Origin of the sequence: Methylosinus sp. PW1, from assembly GCF_000745215.1 — a bacterium.
GTDB lineage: Bacteria > Pseudomonadota > Alphaproteobacteria > Rhizobiales > Beijerinckiaceae > Methylosinus.
In genome coordinates this window covers 78,030-93,667 of the sequence record NZ_JQNK01000002.1, presented here as the reverse complement: position 1 = coordinate 93,667, position 15,638 = coordinate 78,030, and the positions used below count along the sequence as shown (strand labels likewise).

13 protein-coding genes and 1 tRNA gene are annotated in these 15,638 nt (G+C 61.3%); 4 read left to right on the top strand and 10 right to left on the bottom strand.

What is annotated here, in order from left to right; translation table 11 throughout:
- The first annotated feature begins 16 nt into the window (after nucleotides 1-16).
- Both K369_RS26915 and K369_RS24325 read left to right on the top strand, forming a co-directional pair.
- Nucleotides 17-373: a hypothetical protein gene (locus tag K369_RS26915; protein ID WP_210165040.1), complete on the top strand. Its 357-nt coding sequence runs from the start codon at nucleotides 17-19 to the stop codon at nucleotides 371-373.
- A gap of 173 nt (nucleotides 374-546) precedes the next feature.
- A complete protein-coding gene (locus tag K369_RS24325; protein ID WP_198032985.1) occupies nucleotides 547-3,051 on the top strand; it encodes an AAA family ATPase in 2,505 nt (834 codons plus the stop codon).
- A 256-nt stretch (nucleotides 3,052-3,307) separates the two neighbouring features.
- On the opposite strand, the gene K369_RS00880 is transcribed toward K369_RS24325, so the two are convergent.
- Nucleotides 3,308-4,720, bottom strand: a complete 1,413-nt coding sequence (locus K369_RS00880) for an outer membrane protein (protein WP_036286491.1) — start codon at nucleotides 4,718-4,720, stop codon at nucleotides 3,308-3,310.
- 410 nt (nucleotides 4,721-5,130) lie between these two features.
- Here K369_RS00880 and K369_RS00875 point away from each other — a divergent pair, with 410 nt between their 5' ends.
- Entirely contained in the window at nucleotides 5,131-5,952 is an 822-nt protein-coding gene (locus tag K369_RS00875) for a TIGR04255 family protein (protein ID WP_198032983.1), read from the top strand.
- 104 nt (nucleotides 5,953-6,056) lie between these two features.
- Here the strand turns inward: K369_RS00875 and K369_RS25935 are convergent, their stop codons facing one another.
- The gene (locus K369_RS25935; RefSeq protein ID WP_156967626.1) at nucleotides 6,057-6,290 is read right to left on the bottom strand and encodes a hypothetical protein; all 234 of its coding nucleotides are present in this window, start codon (nucleotides 6,288-6,290) and stop codon (nucleotides 6,057-6,059) included.
- A gap of 130 nt (nucleotides 6,291-6,420) precedes the next feature.
- Between K369_RS25935 and K369_RS25930 the strand changes: the two genes are divergently transcribed.
- Complete coding sequence (locus K369_RS25930; protein WP_156967625.1) at nucleotides 6,421-6,876, top strand: hypothetical protein; 456 nt, start codon at nucleotides 6,421-6,423, stop codon at nucleotides 6,874-6,876.
- 353 nt (nucleotides 6,877-7,229) lie between these two features.
- Here the strand turns inward: K369_RS25930 and K369_RS00860 are convergent.
- The 8 genes from K369_RS00860 to nuoL form a co-directional block, all read right to left on the bottom strand.
- Nucleotides 7,230-7,305, bottom strand: a tRNA-Lys gene (locus K369_RS00860).
- Between the two features lie 128 nt (nucleotides 7,306-7,433).
- Nucleotides 7,434-7,667 (bottom strand): DUF1467 family protein, encoded by a 234-nt coding sequence (locus tag K369_RS00855; protein ID WP_036286481.1) that lies wholly within the window; start codon nucleotides 7,665-7,667, stop codon nucleotides 7,434-7,436.
- Between the two features lie 46 nt (nucleotides 7,668-7,713).
- Nucleotides 7,714-8,118 (bottom strand): methylmalonyl-CoA epimerase, encoded by a 405-nt coding sequence (gene mce / locus K369_RS00850; RefSeq protein WP_018265952.1) that lies wholly within the window; start codon nucleotides 8,116-8,118, stop codon nucleotides 7,714-7,716.
- 40 nt (nucleotides 8,119-8,158) lie between these two features.
- Nucleotides 8,159-9,829 carry a ribonuclease J gene (locus tag K369_RS00845; RefSeq protein WP_036286479.1) on the bottom strand — a complete coding sequence of 557 codons (1,671 nt, stop codon included), beginning with the start codon at nucleotides 9,827-9,829 and terminating at the stop codon, nucleotides 8,159-8,161.
- Complete coding sequence (locus tag K369_RS00840) at nucleotides 9,826-10,629, bottom strand: biotin--[acetyl-CoA-carboxylase] ligase (RefSeq protein WP_036286477.1); 804 nt, start codon at nucleotides 10,627-10,629, stop codon at nucleotides 9,826-9,828. Before K369_RS00840 ends, K369_RS00845 begins: the two co-directional genes overlap by 4 nt.
- 5 nt (nucleotides 10,630-10,634) lie before the next feature.
- A complete protein-coding gene (gene nuoN, locus K369_RS00835) occupies nucleotides 10,635-12,068 on the bottom strand; it encodes an NADH-quinone oxidoreductase subunit NuoN (protein ID WP_036287429.1) in 1,434 nt (477 codons plus the stop codon).
- Nucleotides 12,069-12,081: 13 nt separating this feature from the next.
- On the bottom strand, nucleotides 12,082-13,593 hold the full coding sequence (locus tag K369_RS00830) for an NADH-quinone oxidoreductase subunit M (protein ID WP_036286475.1): 1,512 nt from the start codon (nucleotides 13,591-13,593) through the stop codon (nucleotides 12,082-12,084).
- Nucleotides 13,593-15,638: an NADH-quinone oxidoreductase subunit L gene (gene nuoL / locus K369_RS00825; protein ID WP_036286473.1), complete on the bottom strand. Its 2,046-nt coding sequence runs from the start codon at nucleotides 15,636-15,638 to the stop codon at nucleotides 13,593-13,595. The genes K369_RS00830 and nuoL overlap by 1 nt, the downstream gene beginning before the upstream one ends.

Here is a 15,638-nt window from a genome sequence, read left to right as displayed (position 1 = left end):
GCCTCCGATGACGAAATTGCCCTATGACGAAGCCTCGGTCGAAACGCTGTGCGCCCTCTTGCGCCCGGAAGCGTTCGCGGATGCAACGCGCCGAATGATCGCCAAGGTTCCTATCGAGAAGCGCCACGACGAGCTTCGCCCCCCATGGAAAAAACAAAAAGCCGATTTGATACGGAAACTTCGAAACGGCGGCGTTCCTTGGTTCGACGCTCTAGCCTTCGCCGATGCCGCATCACGATACGGCCAACACTACGGCGACCTTCACGGCGACAAGCCGATTCTAGACGCAGGGAATCCGTCGTTTTGGACATCGCGCAAATCCGCAGGGTATCTCAACTTCGGAATTTTTTACTTCACCGACAAGCTGCATTGACCCCGAAAGCGATAGAGCGGCGAGCCGATAAGCCCACCGCCCCAAAATCTCAGTCCGGTCAGAATTTCTTCGCCGATCGCGTCTGCCCGAACGCCTCGGCTGCGTGCGCCAGTGTCCGCGTAACCAGAGTCTCGAAACCAATCCCTGAACATGCACACGATGCGAGGGTCATTATGCACGACCTGAAGAATCCTGACAACGGCCTTTCGGACGCTATTCCAGAGGAATTTCTGAGAGCGTGGCCGAAGGAAATCACTCTTTCGAAAGGCCCTCATAAGCGCTCTTCACGCTATCGACGGCTCACGCTCTCTCGCGAAGAGTTCATTACGCCTCTCACGACACACGAAGAGGGAGAGAAGGACGGCCCCGCAATTTCGCCCTACCCCTACAGGAACAACAATCGCCAAGGGATCAATGCAGGCGAAGCGCAATGGTTCGCTCTCGATATCGACGACGGCACGCCTGAAAACGAGATCGTCGTAAGTCTTCGGCTTGCGCGGCAGTGCGCTCTTGTCGTTTCGACATTTTCACATATGTCGACAGAGACGGATTTCTTTGTGAGCGAATATGACGAATGGCTCGAGAAGAAGCCCGATGCGGACGCCGACGACGCGGAAGAATTCATGCGGACTCGTCGAGCCGGCTATGTGGAAGCAGTCTGCCGCGGCGCGATGTTCGCGCATGACGATATGGGCAAGATCGCCATAAGACAGATTGAGAAGAACGGTAAGACGGGCGACGGAGTCACTGTCCTACATGCAGAGTGCCCGAAATTTAGAATTTTTGTGCCGCTCGCCGAGCCATTAGGGCCGGACGGCTGCAAACGCGCATGTCTCGCGCTCGCGGACGAATTGGGTTTGAGTTGCGATCCGAAAGCGCTTATGCCCACTCAGGTTTTCTTCCTGCCACGCTATCCCGCCGGCAGAGGGAAGCACGCTCGCGTTCGATATGTGAGCGGCAATCCCTTCGACGGAGCCGCAGCTCTCCCAACGGCCAGAGAAACGAAGGCGGATAGCCCCGACTACGCGGACGCTCGCCAGCGGGCTCCGCTGGCCCGGCAATCGCGCTGTCCAAAGCTGTTCAGCGACGATATCGACGCTTTGCGCAGCGCTGTCCGGGCTATCCCCCACGACCATCGAATCGAGATGAACGATTGGGTTGCGATGATCGGCGCGATTTGTGAAGAGACGGATGGCTCGGAGGACGGTCACGAACTCGTACACGAATGGTCGGAAAAATGGACAGGCGGCTACGACTACGATGAAACGGAAGGCGTCTGGCAACGCGCGCTGTCCAATCTCGGCAAGGACGCGAAGAAGTCGGGCGGTGGGACCATTCGCCAGTTCTTGAGCTGGTATGCGAAGGATTGGGAACAGCCTGATGGATTCGAATGGGGCGACGCGCCAGAGATCGATTTCCCAGACGAGCGCGAATTTTCGCCGGAGGAGCAAAAGCGAGGCTCGCCGCTGCAATTCCACTACGCTGACGCCCTGCATAAAATTCGCGAAGCGACCTACCTTGTGAAGGATTGGCTTTTCGAAGGCCAGCTCTCGGCGATCTATGGCGCGCCCGGCGCGAGCAAGACATTTCTTGCGCTCGATATTACTCTTCACATCGCACTCGGCCGGTCCTGGTTCGAACGGGAGGTAAAGCGAGGCGTCGTCATCTATGTGGCGCTTGAAGGAATCAGCGGAATTCGCAAACGCGCCGAAGCATGGTGTAAACACCACGACGTCGAGCTAAATTCTCTCCCGATCGTGTTCGCTGAAGGAATGCTCGATATCCGAAACGACAAGCGAGCCGTTGCGGCAATTGCCGATGAAGCCGAACGCGCGAGCGAGCGCTTCGGCCTTCCGGTTCGAATGATCGTTATCGACACACTGGCGCGCGCCATGGGCGGCGGAGACGAGAATTCCGCGGGCGACATGGGCGCGCTGGTTGCCGCGGCCGATTTGCTGCGCAAGCGGACACGCGCGCATCTATGCCTTATCCACCACGAAGGAAAGGACAAGAGCAGAGGGATGCGCGGTTCATCGTCGTTTTTGGGCGCGGTCGATACCGCAATCGTCGTCGGACAAAGTGCGAATGGCGCGGCCAGGATCGAAGCCAAGCTGACGAAACAGAAAGAGGGCGAATGTCAAAGGCCCCTGCGATACAATCTCGAAACGGTCTCTCTCGACCGCAGCGACGAAGACGGCGACGCGATTACGTCGGCAGTCGTCGCGCCGTCCTCTCGCATCGCGTTCGATGATGAAAGGGTGAGCCCGCGAGAGACGGCCGCTTTGGAAGTCTTGCAACGGCTTGTCGACCACGCCCCATATGAATTCGATGAAGAGGACTCCACGCCAGCTTGGATTAGAGTCCGATCATGGAGAAACGCGCTAGAAAAGGCAGGCTGGCCCGATGCGGGAAACGACGAAATGCCGCAAAATTCGCGCGAAAAAAGTGGACGAATCCGCACGAATATGGAGAAAAGTAGTGTGGCACAAAGGACTACAAAAGAGCACTCATTACGTCGACCTGACAAGGGCACAATCGGGCCTGGACGGAGACATGACAACTCGCTGACAAGTAACACATTCGATGTGGCGTTTATGAGATTGAAGAAAAGCCTTGTAAAAAAAGGGATTATCAGGATCGAAGGCGAAAATGTCTCTTTCACCAGGGGGATTGCCTGACGATCATCTGACATGAATCTGACAAAGCTCCAAGTGCTGTCTGACAACCTTACAGCCCCCTATAAGGGGCTGTAGGTGTCAGGCCTTGTCATCTGAAAAATGTGGACGAAAAATATAGCCCTCCACTGGTGACATTTTCATTGACGCGCCGTCGCCTGAACGTGGACTCCTTCGCACGCCACTGCGGCGAAGTGCACCTTCCTCGTCACGCCAGCCGGCTCGACATGCAACGCCGGCTGTTGTGTCGCACGCATCGTCAGAATTTATAGATCACGGCTGCACGGGTCTTTCCGGTCGTCGGTCGTGCATCCGTCGACGATCCGAGCACGGCGGCGTATTTTTCATAGAAGCTGTGGAGGTATTCCAGGCGCGCGCCGACATGCTCCGTCAGCATCGTTTCCATGCCGCCGCCGAGCTGAAAGCCCGTGAAGGCGTGCGATGCGCTGGTGCCGAACAACCCCACAGTCGTGAGCCGTCCATAGGTCTGCGACCACCCCGCCGTTCCAAACAGGAGCGTGTCGCCGAACAAATGGCCCGCACGCGCCCGAATGGAATAATCCCATTCATAGGCGGTCTGCGCGCTGGTCGGAGGGAACACTTGACTTGAAGTCGATCTCGCGCCGCCCGCGCTGCCGTCGACTTCGAGGCCGAAGACCGATCGCCCATACTGATAGTCGTAGCCGAGCAGGACACCGCCGACGCCCCCAGCGCCGCCGACGCCATCGGTCGAACTGTTCGAATCGGAAAACTTGGTGCTGGCCCACGCGACGCCCCCATGCGCGCCGATATGCGCGCCCGTCCAGCTCTCACGCAACAGCGGCCCCCTCGCGCCCGTGGGGGCGAATGGCGCGTCGCGCCCGTCCGACTCGGACGGTCTGAAGATGAGGCCGATGCGAGCGACGCCCGTATCCGGGTGAACGTAGGACGCGCCGCCGTCGAAACTGCGCTTTCCATAGACCCCGTGAAGATATTCGACGCGACCATAGAGATTGCCCGTCAGCCGGGTCTCGACACCCGCTCCGAACACGCCGCCGACAAATCGCGCGTTGCTGCCTCCAGATGAGCCGGAGTCGCTCTCTCTGGTGAACACTTCCGAGACGCCGGCAGTCACGTAAACGAGCGTGTCGTCGGACGTGAGGGTTCCGAGCCTCCCGCGTAACGCCCAAGAGGCGGCCTCTCGGAAGGTCGACTCGCCGGAAGAGCTACTGTCCTTTGCCGCCGTGGTGTTCACATTGCCGTCGACGGCGATACCCGCGACGATCGAAGGCGAGAATTGATAATCGAAGCCGGCTGTCGCGCCGACGCTCGCGCCGAACATGCCGACGCCATCGAAATTCGACCACTTGTCAGAGAGCCGGAACTTCGCCCAGCCGGTTCCGAGCGTCGCGCCGACATAGAATCCTGTCCAGCTCGGCGGAGGGGCGACCGGACGGGCCGGCGCAAAACCATCTTTGCTGACGATCGGCGCGTATGTTCGGCCGCGATACGATCGCCCGCGGATAGAGCCGGTCACGTCGTCATTGCGCCCGGCCTCGCGCGACTGTTCGCCAACGGGATAAGAGGGAAGCTGAGAAGAAGTCGGGGGTTCATTGTAGCGGACAGGCGAGCCCGCCGTCGCGGCGCTCTCGGACAAAAGAACGAGCGCCGTCGAAGCAAGAATTCTTTTCATAATCAAAACCCCCAGTAGCGTCAGCGCCACTATTGGGAGACATGGTTAACATTCCGTAATACGGTTGCACTTTCGTTCGGCGCTCGCTCCGAGAGCTAGAGACTCCATACCCGGAAAAGAGGCATAAAGGGCCGCCGACACGGTTTCTCGACGGGGCTCTGCGCCCGCCCCGGTCGCCGAATTTCGAAAGTAGGGACCCGTTCGACCAACTGAACGACGGTCGCCCGGGCGAATGGAATCCTCGTTTCGACCGCAATCTGACACGGCCGCTACTCCTGGTCGCAAAAGGCTGTTGGCGGGCGAACTTCCCGGAAACCGTTCTTGTCAGATTTGACAATTTTCGCGTAAGATCGAGCTGCTAAGTTAAAGCCGCCATGGAATTTTCGTAACGACACCATATAATGTTTATCATGTCTGACACGTCTCGCCCCGAACACCTGCCCGATTTCAAGAGTCCACCCCTGAATGAGGTGGTCCTTGGAGTCCAGTTTGAGCCCGCTCGGGAATACAAGCAGATACTGGCTACCGAGGTGTGGCAGCTTTTTAGATCGGAATATCCGTTCGTCGAAGAGACACAGGCGCTGCCACCGACTTTCGAAGTGTTCGGCCGTTCTGGTCCTGCTAGAGGTTTGCAGTTCGGACTGGTGACAGGTGCTCAGCACGATCGATTTTGGTTCGTCTCTCCGTCGAAGGAGCAACTTATTCAGTTTCAGATCGATCGCCTTTTGCACAACTGGCGCAAGGTGGGAGACAAGACGAACGAATATCCTCGCTTTGAGAAAATGATTTTCTCGTTTGAAAAAGAGCTTCGAACCCTTGAGGCATACTTCAATCAACTTGAACCACAGCGATTGATGTGTAATCAAGCTGAAATCTCATACATCAATCAAATTCGGATTTGCCCGAATGATGGCCTCCAAAAAATTGGAGACTGGCTTCGCTTTGTCGACTTTTTCGACGAGCCAAACGATATCACGTGCGTCACCCGAAGGGTGCTGTTTGATGCTCAAAATAATCAGCCTGTTGGTCGCTTGAGCTGCGAAATGAATTACGCACGCGATCCCAAAGGCGGAGGAACAATTGACCTGAACCTCACCGTGCGAGGCGCTCCTTCGGAGCAATCGATTGACGCAGCAATCAGTTTTTTGAAATACGGTCGTGAGGTGATAGGGACCGAGTTCGCGTCGATCACCACCGATTCCGCGCACAACGTTTGGGAGAGGGTGAGATGAAACCCCGCGAATCTACGGTCGCGTTTTCAGGTCCCTTTCGTACGGCGACACCTGCGCGCGTCTCGACCCACCCTGCTTTTTCGTCCCGATATCTGCGTGAACTGTCACACAGCTGGACCAGCCCAGTGACAGATCGACTCGATGAGCTTTGCAAACTTCCCTTCGGTTGGGATGGCTATTGCGCGATACCCGTTGCATTTTCCAATGCGAATTTCGCGCTCAATATGCTCAATTCCGTTTGCCCAACCGACATTTCGGCGTTGCCGCAAATCGTCCCCGGTATTAACGGCGACCTTCAAGTCGAATGGCACACTGGTGACACTGACATAGAGCTTCATGTCATACGGCCCAACAAAGTTCATGCATGGCGGTGTAGTAGGTTGACGCCGGAGGACGGCGAAGAGTTCAATCTGACGACCGATTTTACGATCGTTGCACACTGGCTTGCAGACTTATCGGGGGACACGGTTGACACTCGATCTTCCGCCGCGTGACGAGGATGGACACGTTGTCCCTCACGACCATCCCGGCATACATCCCGATGACGGTGTAATAAGGCGTATCGCCGAGCATCAACTCGTCTACGACGAGAAGCTCGGCAAGAAGCGCCCCTCGACGATTGCGTTTCAGCAGTCCACTGAAAAAAATGGCGGTATGTCTGTCGACCTTCAACGCTTAATTGAGGAGGCCGGGGTCGACGCGAGAACGTTCGTCGCCTCGCCCCCATGGATAGGCGCAGTGCGCTTCAGCGCCGAAACGCTTCGTCAAAAAGGGCTATTGGTCGGCTTTGATCCCCAGCTACCGGACAATCCGTATCATGGAGAGGTATGGGGAAACTTCAAGAAATCGTTGCAGAGGCAACTGGTAAGCTTGGCAGAGCCTTTCGTGCCCTGGCCCGACGGCTCGAATCACACAACTGGTTGACGCCAGACCAGAGGACCCACGCCTTCCAAGCGTTCGAGGACATCGTTGGACGATTCGCCTTGCACGGCGGGGCCGAGGCAAAGTCCATCCCATTCGCCGAGGCGGCCGTGGGCGAAAAAACGAGTTCGCGCATCTTTGAAATCTTTTCAACCGATCGGCGCACCCTACCGGTGAAGTAGCGCCGTTCTCCGGGGCATGAGGCTTTCAACGTCGCGCTCGCATTGGCAGTCCACGGTGGCAATGCGGCGACGATCGACACGGCGATTTCCTCGCCCGTGGCGACATGGTGGCGACATAGCGCCCCAGACTCTATCCTCACCCTTGCCAATAGCTACATAAGCTATTGATTTAAATGGTGAGCGCGATGGGACTCGAACCCATGACCCTCTGATTAAAAGTCAGATGCTCTACCGACTGAGCTACGCGCTCGCTGGAATGCCGCTTCGAAACCGCAGGGCGCGCCCGCGCGGTTCGTCGTGACCCCGGCGGCTCGACCCCTACCTGTTGGCGAGGGGCCGGTCAACCCCGGCTCGAGCGGATCGTGAGCGGATCGCTCCTCAGGCCATCCATTTCACATAGAGCACGAAGAGCCAGAACAAGATCGCCGAGACGATCGTCGTCGCGACGGCTTTTATCCACAGCTTGGGCGCCACGGGCGCGCCCGGATCCCCTCCCGCCGGCGTGTCGCCCTCCTCTTCCGAGGAGCGAACGCCGAAAGGAAGAATCGCGAACAGCACGATCCACCATATCGTGAGGTAGATCGCTACGGCGAGCGGCGTCGTAAATGGCAAATCCGCGCTCCTCGACCTCGCGCCGGGCCTTTCGGCCCTCGCTCGTTCAGGCCTGCTCGAGCTCCACCAAGGCCCCGTTGAAATCCTTCGGATGCAGGAAGAGCACCGGCTTGCCATGGGCGCCGATCTTCGGCTCGCCATCGCCCAGCACGCGCGCGCCGGCGGCTTTCAGCTGGTCGCGCGCCGTCAGAATATCATCCACCTCATAGCAGAGATGATGAATGCCGCCGGCCGGATTTTTGGCGACGAAGCCGGCGATCGGCGATCCTTCGCCGAGCGGCTGCAGCAGCTCGATCTTGGTGTTGGGCAGCTCGACGAAAACGACCGTGACGCCGTGCTCGGGAAGAGACTCCGGCTCGGAGACCTTGGCGCCGAGCGTATTTTTATATGTCGCCGTCGCCGCCGCGAGGTCCGAGACGGCGATGGCCACATGATTCAAGCGTCCGATCATGACGTTTCCCTGAAATTTCTCCAGAGACCTAAATGCGTCATCACGCCTCGATGATCAATACATGCACTTGCGGTTTCTTGCCCCACACCGCATTGACGCTGGCCCGCACGGCGCGCTCTACCGCCGTCGCGGCGGCGTCGAAATCCCGCCGCTTCTGCCGCGGCAGATTGTCGAAGGTGCGGAAGATGGCGTCGTCCACCACCTCGCCCATATCCGCGCCGTCGCGCCCCTTCTTCGGCAGGCCGGAGATCAGCACATCGGGATCGCCGACGAGATCGCCGCGCTTGTCGATGGCGAGCGCCAGCGACACCACGCCGGAAAAGCTCAGCCGCGCGCGCTCGCGCACCGCGCCGTCATCCTCGGAGACGAGCACGTCGCCGTCCTTCAGCAGGCGGCCGGTCGGCGCCTTGCCGACAATGGCCGGCGCGCCCGGAAACAGGCGCACGATGTCGCCATTGCGGGCGCTGATCGTCGTCTCGACTCCCTTGCTCTTGGCGAAGGCGGCATGGACGGAGAGATGATGCCCTTCGCCATGCGCCGGCACCGATATGCGCGGCCGCACCCAATCATAGAGCTGCGCGACCTCGCCGCGGCGCGGATGGCCGGAGCAATGGACGAGATGGTCGTGATCGGTAATGACCTCGACGCCCTGGTCGCAGAGCTTGTTGACGACCCGATGCACCTCGCGCGTATTGCCGGGAATGGCGCGCGAGGAGAAAATGACCGTATCGCCGGACGCGAGCTTGATGACCGGATGCTCCTTCTCGGCGACGCGGGCCATGGCCGCGCGCGGCTCGCCCTGACTGCCGGTCGCCAGCACCACGATCTTGTCGCGCGGCAGGGCCGTGAACATGTCGAGCGAGAGAAATGGCGGCAGGCCGTCGAGAAAGCCGCATTCGCGCGACACCTGAATCACGCGCTCCATGGCGCGGCCGGCGACGACGACGCTGCGCCCGGCCGCCTGCGCCGCCTCCGCCACGGCGCGGATGCGCGCGACATTGGAGGCGAAGGTCGTCACCAGCACGCGCTCCTTGGCGTCGCCGATGAGCTTGCGCAGCGTCTGCGCGACATCGCTCTCGGAGAAGCTGTCGCCCTCGCGCAGAATATTGGTGGAATCGCAGATGAGCGCGTCGACGCCCTCGTCGCCGAGCGCCGTCAGCCGCGCGGCGTCGATGCGATGGCCGACGCCGGGCTCGGGGTCGATCTTCCAGTCGCCCGTGTGGATCGCGAGGCCGGCCGGCGTGCGGATCGCCAGCGCATTGGCCTCGGGAATCGAATGCGCGACGGCGACGAATTCTATGTCGAAGGGGCCGATATCGAGGCGCTGGCCCGTCGCCACGGTGACGACCTTTATATTGGGCGAGCCCGCCTCCTGCAGGCGGCGCGCCTCCAGCAGGCTCGCGGCAAAACGCGTCGTATAGACGGTGCAGCCGAGCTTGGGCCAGAGGAAGGAGAGCGCGCCAATGTGATCCTCATGGGCGTGGGTGATCACCAGCCCGACGAGATCGCGGCGGATCTTCTCGACGAAAGTGACGTCGGGCATCAAGAGATCGACGCCGGGCAGCTCCGGGCCGGGAAAGGCGAGGCCGCAATCGACCATCAGCCATTTGCGCGTCTTCGGCGGGCCGAAACCGTAGAGAGCGGCGTTCATGCCGATCTCGCCGAGACCGCCCAAAGGCGCAAAGACGAATTCGCTCACTTCCTCATTCATCGGCCACGCTCCGGCTCGGGCCGGGCCGCCGCGAGGGCCGGCAAGAAGATGTCTCCCGCTTCTATGGCGCGACGGCCGCTGCGGGTCGAAATAATGAGGCGCCCGTCGGCGTCTATGGTCTCGAATCGTCCGGAGACCGTCTCGCGCGGAAGACGCGCCTCGATCTCCCCGCCCAATCCCGCCGCATGGTCGAGCCAGCGCTCGCGAAGCGCCGCGAAGCCGGAGCCGCCCGCCCAAAGGGCCAACGTCTCCTCCATTTTGTCGGAGAGCAAAGCAAGCAGGGCGCCGGCCGAAGGACCGCCCAATCGCGACAAATCGCTCGCCGGGTAAGGAAGATCGGCCGGCGCGGCGACGCAATTTACCCCTATGCCGATGACGCAGCCGAAGGGCGCCCCCTGCCCCGCAGGCTGGACGCCCTCGAGAAGAATGCCCGCCAGCTTCTCGCCGTCGAGCAGCACGTCATTGGGCCATTTGAGCGCGAGCCTTTCGGCGGCGCCGGTCGCCTCGATCAAAGCGGAGATCGTCGCGAGGCCTGCGGCGAAGCCGAGCTGCGGCGCCAGCGCCGCCGGGCCGAAGCCGGAGACGAGCAGGCTCGCGTGGAGATTTCCCTCGATCGAGCTCCAATTGCGGCCGAGGCGGCCACGCCCCTTGGTCTGGCGTGCGGCGACGATCCACAAGGGACCAGGGTCGCCCGACTCGGCTCGACGCTTGGCTTCGTCATTGGTCGAGTCGATTTCGTCGTAAATCTCGAGACGAACCCCGCGCGAGAGCGCGCGGTCGCCGAGCCTCGCGCCCTCCATCGGGCTCAGAACAGCGACTTGGCGGCGGCCGTCGCGGCCTCGACCACGGGAGCCGGATAGAGCCAGAAGCCGAGCAGGAACACGGTCGAGACCGCGAGCACCGCGCGCAGCGACAGAGGCGATTGGTCGAAAGCCGGCGCCGGCTCGTCGAAATAGATCACCTTGACGACGCGCAAATAATAGAAGGCGGAGATCGCGCTCGCCAGCACGCCCATGATGGCGAGCGGATAGAGCCCGGCGTCCACCGCCGCCAGCAGCACGTAATATTTCGCGAAGAAGCCGGCGAGCGGCGGCACGCCCGCGAGCGAGAACATCAGCATTGCGAGGAAGAAGGCCGCCGTCCCATTGTTGCGCGAAAGACCCGAGAGATCGGAAATCTTCTCGACTGGGCGACCCTCGACGCGCATCTGCAGAATGGCGGCGAAGGCGCCGAGCGTCATCACCAGATAAATGGCGAGATAGATGGCGACGCCGCGCACGCCCGCCTCATTGCCCGCCGCGAGGCCGACAAGGGCGAAGCCCATATGGCCGATCGAAGAATAGGCCATCAGCCGCTTGATGCTGGTCTGGCCGATCGCCGCAAAGGAGCCGAGCAGCATGGAGGCGATGGCGAGGAAGATGATGATCTGCTGCCATTGCGCGACAATGCCGGGGAAGGCGGTGACGACGATGCGCGCCGTGATGGCGACGGCGGCCATTTTCGGCGCCGAGGCGAAAAAGGCGGTGACGGGCGTCGGCGCGCCCTCATAGACGTCCGGCGTCCACATATGGAAGGGCGCGGCCGACATTTTGAAGGCGAGGCCGGCCAGCACGAAGACGAGTCCGAAGATCACGCCGAGCGACGGCGCGCCGGTGATCGCCTTGGCGATGCCGTCGAAGGAGATGGTCCCCGAGAAGCCGTAGAGCAGCGAGGCGCCATAGAGCAGCATGCCGGAGGAGAGAGCGCCGAGCACGAAATATTTGAGACCGGCCTCGGAGGCGCGGGCGTCGTCGCGGTCGAAGGCGGCGACGACATAGAGCGCCAGCGACATCAGCTCTATGCCGAGATAGAGCGCGATGAGATTATCCGCCGAAACGAGCAGCAGCATGCCGATCGTCGACAGCACCACCAGCACCGGAAACTCGAAATTGCCGAGCTTGGCGCGCTGCAGATAGTCGCGCGACATCAATATTGTGACGAGCGAGCCGATCAGCGTGAGCACTTTGACGAAGCGCGCGAAAGCGTCATCGACGAAGGCGCCCTCGAAGAGCGAGGCTTCCGACGTCTGGCCGAAGAACAGCGCCAGAATGGCGAGGCCGAGCAGCCCCGCCGCGAGCTCGTTGACGAGACCGAAGGCGCGCGTCCCGCGCCAGGCGCCGATGAGAATCAGCGCCAATACGCCGAGGGCGAGGATGGTTTCCGGCAGGAAGTGATGCGCGAGGGCGGTTGAGAACGACATCGTCAGCGACCGATCATTGAGCGGCCTGGGCGACGACATGCGCCGCATTGGCCAGGGCCGTGTGAGATTGCAGGAGATTGGCGACGGCGGCCGCGGAGGCGTCGATGATCGGCTGCGGCCGCACGCCGTAATAGAGGGTGAGGATGATCAGCGGCACGAAAAGGACGAGCTCTCGCGCCGAGAGATCGCTGATCGTCTGCAGCGACGGCTTCTCGAGCGCGCCGAAGACCACGCGACGGTAGAGATAGAGCGCGTAAGCCGCCGACAGGACGACGCCCGAGGTCGCGAACAGCGCCACCCAGCTATTGGCGACAAAGGCGCCGGTGAGCGTCAGAAACTCGCCGACGAAGCCGGACGTGCCCGGCAGGCCGACATTCGCCATGGTGAAGATCATGAAGGTGACGGCGTAGAGCGGCATGCGATTGACGAGGCCGCCATAGGCCGCGATCTCGCGCGTATGCATGCGGTCGTAGATGACGCCGACGCAGAGGAAGAGCGCGCCGGAGACGAAGCCATGCGAGATCATCAGGAACATGGCGCCCTGCACGCCCTGCGTCGTCAGCGTGAACAGGCCCATTGTGACGAAGCCCATATGTGCGATCGACGAATAGGCGATGAGCTTTTTGATGTCCTCCTGCACCAGCGCGACCAGCGAGGTGTAGATGACGGCGATCACCGACAGCGCATAGACGAGCGGCGCGAAATAGGCGGAAGCGTCCGGGAACATGGGCAAAGAGAAGCGGATGAAGCCATAGCCGCCCATTTTCAGAAGGATGGCGGCGAGGATCACCGAGCCCGCTGTCGGCGCCTCGACGTGGGCGTCCGGCAGCCAGGTGTGGACCGGCCACATGGGCATCTTCACCGCGAAGGAGGCGAAGAAGGCGAGCCACAGCCATATCTGCATCGACGGCGGGAATTTCGTCTCGAGCAGAGTGACGATGTCCGTCGTGCCCGTCTTGCCATAGATCGCCAGAATGGCGATCAGCATCAGCAGCGAGCCGGCGAGCGTGTAGAGGAAGAATTTGAAGCTGGCGTAAACGCGTCGCTTGCCGCCCCAAATGCCGATGATGAGGAACATCGGAATGAGGCCGCCCTCGAAGAAGAGATAGAAGAGCACGAGATCGAGCGCGCAGAACACGCCGATCATCAGCGTCTCGAGGACGAGGAAGGCGATGAGATATTCCTTGAGGCGGAACTTCACCGATTCCCAGGAGGCGAGAATGGCGAAGGGCGTCAGGAAGGTCGTCAGCAGCACGAAGGGAATGGAGAAGCCGTCCACGCCCATTTTATAGGTGAGGCCGGAGCCGAACCAGGCTCTCTCCTCGACGAGCTGGAAAGCGGCGCTCGCCGTGTCGAAACGCCCCCACACGACGAGCGAGAGCAGGAAGACGACGATCGTCGTCAGCAGCGCAGCCCATTTGGCGTTGCGAAGGGTCGCCTCGCTCTCGCCCTTCAGCGTGAGGATGAAGGCCGCGCCGACCAGCGGCAGAAAAGTGAGGCCGGTGAGAATGCCGAAGCCGAACATCAGCGCAGACCTCCTGCGACGAACCAGGTGACGACCGCCGCGACGCCGATCAGCATGGCGAAGGCGTAGTGATAGACATAGCCGGTCTGCAGCTTCACCGCGAGGCGGGCGCCGTCGACGACACGCGCCGCAATGCCGTCGGGGCCGAGCCCGTCGATGATGCGTCCGTCTCCGCCCTTCCACAGCAGCCGACCGAGCGCGAAGGCGGGACGCACGAAGATCGCGTCATAGAGCTCGTCGAAATACCATTTGTTGAGCAGGAAACGGTAGAGCCGCGGAAAGGCGTGCGCGATCTTCTGCGCCGCGCCGGGCGCGAGCTGATAGACGAAGAGCGCACCGAGGAAGCCGAGGATCATCATCACCGTCGCGGCATAGGACACCCAATGCGGGATCTCATGCATGGCGTGGAGAATGTGATTGTCGTGGCCGGTATAGAGCGCGCCCTTCCAGAACTCGTCATAGCCATGGCCGGCGAAATCGCCCATGAACACCGCGCCCGCCGCCACCGCGCCCACCGCTAGAACAGCGAGCGGGATCAGCATGACGATCGGCGACTCGTGCGGGGCGTGATGGCCGTGGCCGTGAGCGTCATGAGCATGATCGTCATGACCGTGAGCGTCCGCATGCGCGTGATCGTCGTGGCCATGCGCGGCATGAGCGTCCGCATGAGACTCCTTCGCCTTGCCGAAGAAGGTCATGAAGACGAGGCGCCAGGAATAGAAGGAGGTGAGGCCCGCCGCCACGACCGTCGAGACGAAGGCGAGATAGGCGACGCTTCGATGCTCGCCGGCGGCGAAGGCCGCCTCGATGATGGCGTCCTTGGAGAAGAAGCCGGCGAAGCCGAGCTCAGTTCCCGGAATGCCGACGCCGGTCAGCGCCAGAGTGCCGATCGTCATCATGGCGAAGGTGAAGGGAATCTTGTTCCACAGCCCGCCCATGTTCCGCATGTCCTGCTCGTGATGCATCGCATGGATGACCGAGCCGGCGCCGAGGAACAGTAGCGCCTTGAAGAAGGCGTGGGTGAAGAGATGGAACACGCCGAGCGAATAGGCGCCGACGCCTTCCGCCACGAACATATAGCCGAGCTGCGAGCAGGTCGAATAGGCGATGACGCGCTTGATGTCGTTCTGCACGAGGCCGATCGTCGCCGCGAAAAATGCGGTGATGGCGCCGATCAGCGTGACGAAAGCGAGCGTGTCCGGCGCATATTCGAAGATCGGCGACAGGCGCGCGACCATGAACACGCCGGCCGTCACCATTGTCGCGGCATGGATGAGGGCGGAGACCGGCGTCGGGCCTTCCATCGCGTCCGGCAGCCAGGTATGCAGCAGGAATTGCGCGGATTTGCCCATCGCGCCGATGAACAGCAGGAAGGTGGCCAGCGTCAGCGCGTCGAAATCGGCGCCGAACACATGAATCTTATGGCCGGCTATGCCGGGAACGGCGGCGAACACCTGCTCGAAGCTCAAGGATTGCGTGAGCTGGAAGATGAGGAAAATGCCGAGCGCGAAGCCGAAATCGCCGACGCGGTTGACGACGAAGGCCTTGATGGCCGCGGCGTTGGCCGACGGCTTCTGATACCAGAAGCCGATGAGGAGGTAGGAGGCGAGGCCGACGCCTTCCCAGCCGAAGAACATCTGCACGAGATTATCGGCCGTCACCAGCGAGAGCATGGCGAAGGTGAAGAGCGACAGATAGGCGAAGAAGCGCGGACGATCCGGATCCTCGTGCATGTAGCCGATCGAGTAGAAATGCACGAGAGCCGAGACGCTGGTGACGACGACCAGCATGACGGCGGTCAGCGAGTCGACGCGCAAGGCCCAATCGACGCTGAGCTTGCCCGAGGTGAACCAATTGGCGAGCACCGGCGCGCTCGCATGGCCATGGCCGAGCGCGACGTCGAAAAACTCGATCCAGGAGAAGCCGCAGGCGATGAACAGCAGCGTCGTCGTCACGAGCTCGGACGCCCGCGCGCCGATGCGCCGTCCGAACAGGCCCGCGATGAGAAAGCCGATGAGCGGCAGAAAGACGATTGCTTGGATCAT